The 11,772-nt window shown below is 62.2% G+C and carries 9 protein-coding genes; all 9 read left to right on the top strand.

Annotated elements, in window-relative coordinates:
- On the top strand, positions 1 to 439 hold a 439-nt coding region (locus EN939_RS07120; RefSeq protein ID WP_164750901.1), incomplete at its 5' end, for an NAD(P)/FAD-dependent oxidoreductase.
- A 31-nt stretch (positions 440 to 470) separates the two neighbouring features.
- Positions 471 to 1,472 carry a 4-hydroxyproline epimerase gene (locus EN939_RS07115; RefSeq protein ID WP_127267458.1) on the top strand — a complete coding sequence of 334 codons (1,002 nt, stop codon included), beginning with the start codon at positions 471 to 473 and terminating at the stop codon, positions 1,470 to 1,472.
- 334 nt (positions 1,473 to 1,806) lie between these two features.
- Positions 1,807 to 2,709, top strand: a complete 903-nt coding sequence (locus EN939_RS07110) for a branched-chain amino acid ABC transporter permease (protein WP_127267457.1) — start codon at positions 1,807 to 1,809, stop codon at positions 2,707 to 2,709.
- A 4-nt stretch (positions 2,710 to 2,713) separates the two neighbouring features.
- Positions 2,714 to 4,309: a high-affinity branched-chain amino acid ABC transporter permease LivM gene (gene livM, locus EN939_RS07105; protein ID WP_127267456.1), complete on the top strand. Its 1,596-nt coding sequence runs from the start codon at positions 2,714 to 2,716 to the stop codon at positions 4,307 to 4,309.
- Positions 4,309 to 5,877 (top strand): ATP-binding cassette domain-containing protein, encoded by a 1,569-nt coding sequence (locus tag EN939_RS07100; RefSeq protein ID WP_127267455.1) that lies wholly within the window; start codon positions 4,309 to 4,311, stop codon positions 5,875 to 5,877. The genes livM and EN939_RS07100 overlap by 1 nt, the downstream gene beginning before the upstream one ends.
- Complete coding sequence (locus tag EN939_RS07095) at positions 5,877 to 6,605, top strand: ABC transporter ATP-binding protein (RefSeq protein WP_027037230.1); 729 nt, start codon at positions 5,877 to 5,879, stop codon at positions 6,603 to 6,605. The genes EN939_RS07100 and EN939_RS07095 overlap by 1 nt, the downstream gene beginning before the upstream one ends.
- A gap of 112 nt (positions 6,606 to 6,717) precedes the next feature.
- Positions 6,718 to 7,065 (top strand): DUF6867 family protein, encoded by a 348-nt coding sequence (locus EN939_RS07090; RefSeq protein ID WP_023811804.1) that lies wholly within the window; start codon positions 6,718 to 6,720, stop codon positions 7,063 to 7,065.
- Between the two features lie 137 nt (positions 7,066 to 7,202).
- Positions 7,203 to 8,321 carry a branched-chain amino acid ABC transporter substrate-binding protein gene (locus EN939_RS07085; RefSeq protein ID WP_027037229.1) on the top strand — a complete coding sequence of 373 codons (1,119 nt, stop codon included), beginning with the start codon at positions 7,203 to 7,205 and terminating at the stop codon, positions 8,319 to 8,321.
- Positions 8,322 to 8,605: 284 nt separating this feature from the next.
- The coding region (gene pyc, locus EN939_RS07080) for a pyruvate carboxylase (protein WP_127267454.1) at positions 8,606 to 11,772 on the top strand (3,167 nt) is incomplete at its 3' end.

Here is an 11,772-nt window from a genome sequence, read left to right as displayed (position 1 = left end):
GCTGGAGACCGAGCGCGGCTATAACACTACGTTGCCGACGAGTGCCTTCGACGTGAAGCGGATGCTGATCTTCTCCGGCCATGGCTTCGTCGTCACGCCGCTCGCAACGGGCCTGCGTGTCGGTGGCGCCGTCGAACTCGGCGGCATCGAGCGGCGGCCCAATTATGCCAGGTCTAAGGCGCTGCTGCAGAAGGCGCAGAAATTCCTGCCGGGGCTCGATCCCTCGGGTGGGCGCGAATGGATGGGGTTCCGCCCCTCGCTGCCGGATTCAGTGCCCGTCATCGGCGGCGCGCCGGGAAGGCGGTCGGTGGTCTATGCCTTCGGCCATGGCCATCTCGGCCTGACCCAGGCGGCGGCCACCGGACGGTTGATCAGGGATCTTGTCCTGGGGCAGACTCCACCGATCGAACTGGCCCCCTTCAGTCCGCAACGATTTTGATATTTTCGGGTTTTGATTTTCGAGGAGCGTCATGGCCAAGAAATCCTTCTTCTGCATAGACGGCCACACCTGCGGCAATCCGGTGCGGCTGGTCGCTGGGGGCGGCCCGCTGCTGCAGGGCGCGACGATGATGGAGCGGCGTGCGCATTTTCTGGCCGAGTATGACTGGATCCGCACCGGCCTGATGTTCGAGCCGCGCGGCCACGACGTGATGTCCGGTTCGATCCTCTATCCGCCGACGCGCGAGGATTGCGACATCGCCATCCTGTTCATCGAAACCTCCGGCTGCCTGCCGATGTGCGGCCATGGCACCATCGGCACGGTGACGATGGCGATCGAGCACGGTCTGATCAAGCCGAAGACGCCGGGCGTGCTTCGGCTCGACACGCCGGCCGGACTTGTCATCGCTGAATACAAACAGGTCGGCGACTATGTCGAGGAGGTGCGCATCACCAATGTGCCGTCCTTCCTCCATGCCGAGGGGCTGACAATTGAATGCCCTTGGCTCGGCGAAATCACCGTCGACGTCGCCTATGGCGGCAACTTCTACGCCATCGTCGAACCGCAGAAGAACTATCGCGACATGGCCGATTATTCGGCGGGCGACTTCATCGCCTGGAGCCCGGTGGTGCGCCAGCGGCTCAACGAGAAATATTCCTTCGTCCATCCTGAGAACCCGGGCATCAACCGGCTGTCGCACATGCTGTGGACCGGTGCTCCGACGGTGGATGGGGCGGATGCCCGCAATGCCGTGTTCTACGGCGACAAGGCGATCGACCGCTCGCCCTGCGGCACCGGCACCTCGGCGCGCATGGCGCAGCTTCATGCCAAGGGCAAACTCAAGGCCGGCGACAGCTTCGTCCATGAATCGATCATCGGTTCGCTGTTCAAGGGCAAGGTCGAAAAAGATGTCACCGTGGCCGGCAAACCGGCCATCATTCCCTCTATCGGCGGCTGGGCGCGGATGACCGGACTGAACACCATCTTCATCGACGACCGCGACCCGTTCGCGCATGGATTTGTTGTCAAGTGATGGGAATCCTGACCTTGCGGAAAGCGAGGGCTTGAAAAACGGATCGTGCCAAAAACGCAAGGATTCCTTTCATCACCTAATTTTGACGGCGATTTCTTCGAAACGGAGCGCATGATGCAGTCGAATCGTCAAAGACATTGCGTTATGCCAATGGTAGGGTCCGCGATAGTCCAGGGGCCGGATGATGGAAAACGGGCAATCGGACAGCGTGCTTCGAAAACACGCATGACGATTGAAAAATGACGTTGCAATCCGGGCTCGAAACTTTACGACTAGGGGAAATACGAAAAGGAATGCGTCTGCATGGGCGACATTCCAGGGGAGCCATGTACACATGCAGTACTTTGTCCAGCAGCTTATCAACGGGCTGACGCTGGGATCGATCTATGGGCTGATCGCGATCGGCTACACGATGGTCTACGGCATCATCGGCATGATCAATTTCGCCCATGGCGACATCTTCATGGTGGGTGCCTTCACAGCACTGATCGTCTTCCTCGCCCTTGGCGCGCTGTTCTATTCAGTGCCGGTTGTGCTGGCGCTGCTGGTCATGATGATCGTGGCGATGCTGCTCACCAGCCTCTACAACTGGACGATTGAAAAAGTCGCGTACCGGCCGCTGCGCGGTTCGTTCCGACTGGCCCCGCTGATCACCGCCATCGGCATGTCGATCGCGCTGTCGAACTTCGTCCAGGTGACGCAGGGTCCCCGCAACAAGCCGATCCCGCCGATGGTCAGCCAGGTTTACAACATCAACGGCATCAGCGTGTCGCTGAAGCAGATCATCATCGTCGTCGTCACGGCGCTGCTGCTGGCGCTGTTCTGGTATCTGGTCAACAAGACCTCGCTCGGGCGAGCGCAACGGGCCTGTGAGCAGGACCGCAAGATGGCGGCGCTGCTCGGCATCGATGTCGACCGCACGATCTCGATCACCTTCATCATGGGTGCGGCCCTTGCCGCGGTCGCCGGCACTTTGTTCCTGATGTATTACGGCGTCATTGCCTTCTCGGATGGCTTCACGCCGGGCGTGAAGGCCTTCACGGCGGCGGTGCTGGGCGGCATTGGTTCGTTGCCGGGTGCTGTGCTCGGCGGGCTGATGATCGGCTTCATCGAGAGCATGTGGTCGGCATATTTCTCGATCGACTACAAGGACGTCGCGGCGTTCTCGATCCTGGCCATCGTGCTGATCTTCCTGCCTTCCGGCATATTGGGCCGGCCAGAAGTCGAAAAGGTCTGAGACCATGGCCGTCACCGTATCTCCGGAGCGCGACACCGTCGCCACGCCTATGCAGCGCGCGTTGCGCGAGTCACTTTATGCCGCTGCCATATCGTTTGGCCTGTTCGTGCTGTTCATCGGCCTGAAGACCGGCCAGAACATTTCTAACGAACTGGTCCTGACGACGCGCTGGGGCCTGCTTGCCGCCGTGGTGATCGCCACGGCCATCGGGCGCTTCCTCTATGTCGCTTATGGCCAGCCCTTCCTCGCCAACCAGAAGATCACCGACATCGCCACCGGTCTGCTGCCGGCCAGCGTGGCGTCGCGTTTCTTCCAGTTGCCGGCCTTCATCGTGGCCTTGGTCGCGGCGGTGGTGTTGTTTGCGGTCAACAGCTCTCTCGTCGGATGGGTGGGAGCCGTGCCGGCCGGCTATCTGCAGTTCCTGCGCGCCCTGGCAATCATCTACGTGCTGGCCTGCGTGATCTATTACTTCCGCGGTTTCATTCACGCCAACTTCACCAAACTCGGCATTGCCGCGCTGATCCTCTATCCGATCCTGGTGGTGGCGATCCTGTCGCTGATGTCCTGGTCGTTCGTCGGCGGGCTGCAAGGCTCGCTGAAATGGGTCGACAATTTCGGCATCCAGATCCTGATCTATGTGATGCTGGCCTGGGGCCTGAACATCGTCGTCGGCCTCGCCGGCCTGCTCGACCTCGGTTATGTCGCCTTCTACGCGGTCGGCGCCTATGCCTATGCGCTGCTCGGCACGCAGTACGGCCTGTCGTTCTGGATCCTTTTGCCGGCCGCCGGCGCCATGGCCGCCTTCTGGGGCGTGCTGCTCGGCTTCCCGGTGCTGCGCCTGCGCGGCGACTATCTGGCGATCGTCACCTTGGCTTTCGGTGAGATCATCCGCCTGGTGCTGATCAACTGGCGCGAGGTCACCAACGGTTCGGCCGGTATTTCCGGCATCCCGAAGGTCACCTTCTTCGGCCTGATGACCTTCAACGTGTCGGACCCCAATTACATCGCCAAGGTGCTGAATCTCGCGACCTCGAGCGCCTACTACAAGATCTTCCTCTATTACCTGATCCTGGCGCTGGCGCTGCTGACAGCCTTCGTCACCATCCGGCTGCGGCGCATGCCGGTCGGCCGTGCCTGGGAAGCGTTGCGGGAGGACGAGATCGCCTGCCGCTCGCTCGGTATCAACACCACCACCACGAAGCTCACAGCCTTCGCCACGGGTGCGATGTTCGGCGGCTTCGCCGGCGCGTTCTTCGCCGCACGGCAGGGCTTCGTCAGCCCGGAATCCTTCGTCTTCCTGGAATCGGCCATCATCCTGGCCATCGTCGTTCTCGGCGGCATGGGTTCGCTGGTCGGCATCGCGGTCGCCGCAATGGTGATGATCGGCGGCACCGAGGCATTGCGCGAACTCGACTTCCTCAAGCAGGTCTTCGGGCCCGACTTCACACCGGAACTCTACCGCATGCTTCTGTTCGGCATGGCCATGGTCATCGTCATGCTGTGGAAGCCGCGCGGCTTCGTCGGCAGTCGTGAACCAACCGCCTTCCTGAAGGAGCGAAAGGCTGTCTCAAGCTCCTTCACCAAGGAAGGACACGGCTGATGAATGCGAACCCTGTTCAGAAGGCCAATTCAGGCGCGAACGACGCTATCCTGCAGGTCGATCATCTGTCGATGAAGTTCGGTGGCCTGGTGGCCATCGGCGATCTGTCTTTCGCCGCCAAGCGCGGCGAGATCACCGCGCTGATCGGCCCCAACGGCGCCGGCAAGACCACGGTGTTCAACTGCATCACCGGCTTTTACAAGCCGTCGGAAGGCATGATCACGCTCAACCGGAACGATGGTTCGACCTTCCTGCTCGAGCGGCTGCCCAACCATGAAATCCCGGCGCGCGCCAAGGTGGCGCGCACCTTCCAGAACATTCGGCTGTTCTCCGGCATGACCCTGCTGGAGAACCTGCTGGTCGCCCAGCACAACAAACTGATGAAGGCATCGGGCTACACGGTCCTCGGCCTTTTCGGCTTCAGCGGCTATCGCAAGGCCTCGGCCGAATCGGTGGAACTCGCCAAGCATTGGCTGGAAAAGGCCGATCTTGTCGACCGTGCCGACGACCCGGCCGGCGACCTGCCCTATGGCGCGCAGCGCCGCCTCGAGATCGCTCGCGCCATGTGCACGGGACCCGAGCTTCTGTGCCTCGACGAGCCGGCGGCCGGCCTCAATCCGAAGGAATCGGCGGCGCTGAACGAGCTGCTGATCGACATCAAGAACACATCCGGTACCTCGATCCTGTTGATCGAGCACGACATGTCGGTGGTCATGCAGATCTCCGACCATGTCGTGGTGCTGGAGTACGGCCGGAAGATCTCCGACGGCAGTCCGCAGTCGGTGCGCACCGACCCGCGCGTCATCGCCGCCTATCTCGGCGTCGACGACGAGGAAGTCGAAGCGGTCCTTACCGAAGTCGGCGACGAAGATGTCATCGAACAGCTCGATACAGGGCCGGATGCCGCGCATGGTCCGGGAACATCGTCGTCCTATCTCGCCGGGCCGGTGACCGACACGGTCGGCCATAGTTCGGGCGAGCGGGTTACGGTGGCCAAGGGAGCGTCAAAGGCCGGTCAGGTTGACGCCAGGTCGCTCGCCGCGGCAAACAAGGCAGCCTCGCTGGCAGCCGTGCCGGCAGCGAAGGCAAAGCCTGCTCCGAAAGCGGCTTCAAAGGCGGCAACCGGCGCGGCGGCGACGTCGACCGCGTCGGCCAAGCCGGCAGCCAAGGCCCCGGCAAAGGCTGGAGAGATCTCCAACCGGCTGGCGGCACCTCGCGGCGGCAAGGCCGATAATTTGACCCGCATCAAGGGCATCGGCACGGTCAACGAGAAGAAGCTCAACGATCACGGCATCTTCCATTTCGACCAGATCGGCGCCTGGAAAAAGGCCGACGTCGAGGCCGCCGAAGCCTATCTCGCCTTTGACGGACGTATCGCGCGCGAGGAATGGGTCAAACAGGCCAGGCTGCTCGGCCAGGGCAAGGACACGGAATTCTCGCGCCGCGTCGATGCGGGCAAGGTGGCGACAAGCCATGCTTCCGCAAAGACTGCAAAGGCAGCCACCGGAAAGACCGGGAGCAAGACCGCTGCCAAGCCCGTGGCGGGCAAGCGCGGAGGGGGCAAGTGATGGCCGCGACAACACTGCTCGATATCAAGGGCGTGCAGACCTATTACGGCAACATCCGGGCGCTGAACGGCGTCGATGTCACCGTCAACCAAGGTGAGATCGTGGCGCTGATCGGTGCCAACGGCGCCGGCAAGTCGACGCTGATGATGACTATTTTCGGCGCGCCGCGGGCTCGCGCCGGCACCATCACCTTTGCCGGCACCGACATCACCCAGATGCCGACGCACGAGATCGCGCGCATGCGCATTGCCCAGTCGCCCGAGGGCCGGCGGATATTTCCGCGCATGACGGTGATGGAAAACCTGCAGATGGGCGCCAGCCTCGACAACCTCAAGCACTATGACGAGGACGTCGAGAAGGTGTTCACGCTGTTCCCGCGTTTGAAAGAGCGCATCACCCAGCGCGGCGGCACGCTGTCGGGCGGTGAGCAGCAGATGCTGTCGATCGGACGCGCGCTGATGGCACGGCCGAAGCTGCTTTTGCTCGACGAGCCGTCGCTGGGTCTCGCGCCGCTGATCGTCAAGCAGATATTCGACGCCATCCGCGAACTGAACCGCACCCAAGGGCTGACCGTGTTCCTGGTCGAGCAGAACGCCTTCGGCGCGCTCAAGCTCGCCACGCGCGGCTACGTCATGGTCAATGGCAATGTGACGATGAGCGGCACCGGCAAGGAACTGCTCGCCAATCCGGAAGTGCGCGCCGCCTATCTCGAAGGCGGACACCACTGAGTTCGGAGCGGAATGCGTGCATCCGCCATTCCGCTCCAGATTGTTTGTTTGTCGCATGATCTTAGTCCGGAAAGTCCGCAACTTTTCGGGGTCATGCTAAGGAGACTTCACCATGCAGGGCATTCTTTACGAGGAACCCTCGATCTGGCAGTTCTTCTTCGTCACCTGTCTGCTCGGCGGCTGGGCGGCGTGGATGACGGGCAAGGCCAGTGCTCAGACGTGGCGCAGCTTCATCCAGCTGTTCGCCTATATGCTGGGCCTCGGCATCGCGATCCGCTTCATCCATCACGCGCTGTTCGGCGGCACCATGTTCTCGCTGCACTATTATGTCGTCGACACCATCGTGCTGATGATCCTCGGCTTCGTCGGCTACCAATACACGCGCACCAACCAGATGGTGACACAGTATAATTGGCTCTACGAAAGAGCTTCACTCTTGAGCTGGAAACCGAAAGGTTGACGTTCATCATTAACGCCGTCTCGAAATTGAATCGGCGTGACAAGTGCCTGAAAATCGGCAAACTATGCTTTCTGCGATAAGGGTGGGCATCGCATGAAAGCTTCATCCACGCCCACTCCGTTAATGGGAGCGTTTAAATGAAAAAGTCACTTTTGTCCGCCGTCGCCCTGACCGCGCTCGTCGCGTTCGGCGGTGCCGCGTGGGCTGACGTAATGGTCGGCGTCGCTGGCCCGATCACCGGTCCGAATGCCGCCTTCGGCGCGCAGTTGCAGAAGGGTGCCGAAGCTGCTGTCGCCGACATCAATGCGGCTGGCGGCATCAATGGCGAGCAGATCAAGCTCGAAGTCGGCGACGACGTTTCCGATCCGAAGCAGGGCATCTCGGTCGCCAACAAGTTCGTCGGCGACGGCGTCAAGTTCGTGGTCGGTCACTTCAACTCCGGCGTCTCGATCCCGGCCTCGGAAGTCTATGCCGAGAACGGCATCGTCGAAGTGACGCCGGCCGCAACCAACCCGCAGTTCACCGAACGCGGCCTGTGGAACGTGTTCCGCACCTGCGGACGCGATGACCAGCAGGGCAGCATTGCCGGCGCTTATCTGGCCGCCAACTTCAAGGATGCCAAGATCGCCGTCGTGCACGACAAGACCACCTACGGTCAGGGCCTTGCCGACGAAACCAAGAAGGCGATGAATGCCAAGGGCCTGACGGAAGTCATGTACGAAGGCATCAATGTCGGCGACAAGGACTTCTCGGCGCTGATCGCCAAGATGAAGGAAGCCGGCGTTTCCATCATCTATTGGGGCGGCCTGCACACCGAAGCCGGCCTGATCATCCGCCAGGCCGCCGACCAGGGCCTCAAGGCGACGCTGGTCTCCGGCGACGGCATCGTGTCGAACGAGTTGGCTTCGATCGCGGGCGACGCGGTTGCGGGCACGCTCAACACGTTCGGTCCGGATCCGCGCCTGATCCCCGCCAACAAGGAACTCGTCGAGAAGTTCCGCGCGCAGGGTTTCGAACCGGAAGCCTACACGCTCTACTCCTACGCAGCCATGCAGGCGATCGCCGCGGCAGCCACCGCTGCCAAGTCGAACGATCCGCAGGCAGTTGCCAAGGCGCTGCATGAAAACGGCCCGTTCAAGACCGTGCTCGGCGACCTGTCCTATGACGCCAAGGGCGACCCGACGCTGCCCGGCTACGTCATGTACGAATGGAAGAAGGGCGACGACGGCAAGTACACCTACATCCAGAAGATGTAAGCTCGTCAGTCTCCAGACCATCTACGATGCCCGGCGCTCGCGCCGGGCATTTTCTTTTGCCATCACGGGGGGCGGCCGATAGAGCCGGGTTCTTAGCCGGTGAATGATCGTGCGCTAACTGCAAAGCCGGCGCTTTTCTTGCTGTTCGGATGAATGCGAAGGGCTTCTGGCGCAATGATTCCATTTCAATCGGTTTAAACGCACGTCAATTTTGTTTGCACTGCAGCATTTTCACGCTAATCATTGCGCCGATTTCTCTTCCTTCCGTTGCTGGAGCCCAGTCCTTGGCCATCACGAAGATCCTCGTCGCCAACCGGTCCGAAATCGCCATTCGCGTTTTTCGCGCGGCCAACGAACTCGGCCTCAAAACCGTGGCGATCTGGGCCGAGGAAGACAAATACTCCCTGCATCGCTTCAAGGCCGACGAGAGCTACCAGGTCGGACGCGGGCCGCATCTGACCCGGGACATGGGGCCGATCGAAAGCTATCTGTCGATCGAGGAGGTGATCCGCGTCGCCAGGCTGTCGGGTGCCGATGCTATTCATCCCGGCTACGGATTGTTGTCGGAAAGTCCCGAATTCGCCGACGCCTGTGCCGAAGCCGGCATTACCTTCATCGGGCCGAAGCCGGACACAATGCGGCGGCTCGGCAACAAGGTCGCGGCGCGCAATCTCGCCATCGAGGTCGGGGTGCCGGTGATCCCCGCCACCGATCCGTTGCCGGATGACATGGAGGCGGTCAAGAAACTGGCCAAGGGAATCGGCTATCCGGTGATGCTGAAGGCGTCATGGGGCGGCGGCGGCCGCGGCATGCGCGCCATCCGCGCCGAAGCCGACCTTGCCCGTGAAGTCACCGAGGGCAAGCGCGAGGCGAAAGCCGCCTTCGGCAAGGACGAGGTCTATCTTGAAAAGCTGATCGAACGCGCCCGCCATGTCGAGGTGCAGGTGCTGGGCGACACCCGTGGCAATGCGGTGCACCTGTTCGAGCGCGACTGTTCGATCCAGCGCCGCAACCAGAAGGTCGTCGAGCGGGCGCCGGCGCCCTATCTCGAAATGTCGCAGCGCGAGGAGCTTTGCGGCCATGCGCTGAAGATCGCCCGCGAGACCAGTTATATCGGCGCCGGCACGGTCGAGTTCCTGCAGGATGCCGACACCGGCAAATTCTATTTCATCGAGGTCAATCCGCGCATCCAGGTCGAGCACACCGTCACCGAGCAGGTGACCGGCATCGATATCGTCAAGGCGCAGATCCACATCCTCGACGGCTTTGCCATCGGCACACCGGAATCAGGCGTGCCGGCGCAGAAGGACATAAGGCTGAACGGCCACGCGCTGCAGTGCCGCATCACCACGGAAGATCCCGAACACAATTTCATCCCCGACTACGGCCGCATCACCGCCTATCGCGGCGCAACAGGCTTCGGCATCCGCCTCGATGGCGGCACCGCCTATTCGGGCGCTGTCATCACCCGCTTCTACGATCCGCTGCTGGAGAAGGTGACGGCGTGGGCGCCGACGCCGGCCGAGACCATCGCCCGCATGAACCGGGCGCTGCGCGAGTTCCGCATCCGCGGCGTCGCCACCAACCTGACCTTCCTCGAAGCGATTATCAACCACCCGAGCTTCGCCGACAATTCCTACACGACCAAGTTCATCGACACGACGCCGGAACTGTTCCAGCAGGTCAAGCGCCAGGACCGCGCCACCAAGCTCATCAACTATCTCGCCGACGTCAGCGTCAACGGCCATCCCGAGACGCGCGGCCGGCCGCAGCCGAAGGCCGATGCGGCCGCACCCGTGGTGCCTTACCTCAACGGCAATGTGCCCGGCGGCAGCAAGCAGAAGCTGGATGTGCTCGGGCCGGAGAAGTTCGCCGCCTGGATGCGCGACCAGAAAGAGGTGCTGGTCACCGACACGACGATGCGCGATGGCCATCAGTCGTTGCTCGCCACCCGCATGCGCACGCATGACATTGCCGGCATCGCCGGTACCTATGCGCGTGCCTTGCCGCAGCTTCTATCGCTGGAATGCTGGGGCGGCGCCACCTTCGACGTCGCCATGCGGTTCCTCACCGAGGATCCGTGGGAGCGGCTGTCGCTGGTGCGCGAGGCGGCGCCCAATCTGCTGTTGCAGATGCTGCTGCGCGGCGCCAATGGCGTCGGCTACACCAACTATCCCGACAATGTCGTGCAGCATTTCGTCAAGCAGGCAGCAAGCGGTGGCATCGACCTGTTCCGGGTCTTCGATTGCCTGAACTGGGTCGACAACATGCGCGTCGCCATGGATGCGGTCGGCGCCGAGGGCAAGCTGATCGAAGCGGCGATCTGCTATACCGGCGACATCCTCGATCCGGCGCGGGCGAAATACGACCTCAAATACTATGTCGGCCTGGCCAGGGAATTGCAGGCGGCCGGCGCCCACATCATTGCCGTCAAGGACATGGCCGGACTGTTGAAGCCGGCGGCGGCACGCGTGCTGTTCAAGGAGCTGCGCGAGGCGACCGACCTGCCGATCCATTTCCACACCCACGACACGTCGGGCCTGTCGGCGGCGACGGTGCTGGCGGCGGTGGAAAGCGGCGTCGACGCCATAGACGCGGCGATGGATGCTTTCTCCGGCAACACCTCGCAGCCATGCCTTGGCTCGCTCGTCGAGGCGCTGAAGGGCACCGAACGCGACCCCGGTCTCGACCCGCAATGGATCAGGAAAATCTCGTTCTACTGGGAAGCGGTGCGCAACCAGTACGCCGCCTTTGAAAGCGACCTCAAGGGGCCGGCCTCGGAAGTCTATCTGCACGAGATGCCGGGCGGGCAGTTCACCAATCTGAAGGAACAGGCGCGCTCGCTCGGACTGGAGACGCGCTGGCACGAGGTGGCGCAGACCTATCACGACGTCAATCTGATGTTCGGCGACATCGTCAAGGTGACGCCGTCCTCCAAGGTCGTCGGCGACATGGCATTGATGATGGTCAGCCAGGACCTGACCGTTGCCGATGTCGAAAACCCGGACAAGGATATCGCCTTTCCGGACTCGGTCGTCTCGATGCTGCGCGGCGATCTTGGCCAGTCGCCAGGCGGGTGGCCGACGGCGCTGCAGAGGAAGGCGCTGAAGGGCGACAAGCCGATCACGGTGCGGCCCGGCTCACTGCTCAAGCCAGCCGACCTCAAGGCCAACCGCAAGGAAATCGAGGAGAAGCTCGAGCGCAAGCTGTCGGAGTTCGAATTCGCCTCGTGGCTGATGTATCCGAAGGTGTTCACGGATTTCGCCGGCGCGCAGGAAACCTATGGGCCGGTCAGCGTCCTGCCGACGCCGACCTATTTCTACGGCATGAAGCCGGAAGACGAGATCTTCGTCGACATCGAGAAGGGCAAGACGCTGGTGGTGCGCTGCCTGGCCATCGGCGATGTCGACGAGAAGGGCATGGTCACCGTGTTCTTCGAGCTCAACGGCCA

Origin of the sequence: Mesorhizobium sp. M7A.F.Ca.CA.002.05.1.1, assembly GCF_003998335.1 — a bacterium.
Classification (GTDB): Bacteria; Pseudomonadota; Alphaproteobacteria; order Rhizobiales; family Rhizobiaceae; genus Mesorhizobium.
This window is presented reverse-complemented; position numbering and strand designations above follow the sequence as displayed.

Bases quoted from the DNA above. Each gene is read 5' to 3' on its own strand.
- EN939_RS07115 (WP_127267458.1), top strand. From the start codon at position 471: ATGGCCAAGAAATCCTTCTTCTGCATAGACGGCCACACCTGCGGCAAT.
- EN939_RS07110 (WP_127267457.1), top strand. From the start codon at position 1,807: ATGCAGTACTTTGTCCAGCAGCTTATCAACGGGCTGACGCTGGGATCG.
- livM (WP_127267456.1), top strand. From the start codon at position 2,714: ATGGCCGTCACCGTATCTCCGGAGCGCGACACCGTCGCCACGCCTATG.
- EN939_RS07100 (WP_127267455.1), top strand. From the start codon at position 4,309: ATGAATGCGAACCCTGTTCAGAAGGCCAATTCAGGCGCGAACGACGCT.
- EN939_RS07095 (WP_027037230.1), top strand. From the start codon at position 5,877: ATGGCCGCGACAACACTGCTCGATATCAAGGGCGTGCAGACCTATTAC.
- EN939_RS07090 (WP_023811804.1), top strand. From the start codon at position 6,718: ATGCAGGGCATTCTTTACGAGGAACCCTCGATCTGGCAGTTCTTCTTC.
- EN939_RS07085 (WP_027037229.1), top strand. From the start codon at position 7,203: ATGAAAAAGTCACTTTTGTCCGCCGTCGCCCTGACCGCGCTCGTCGCG.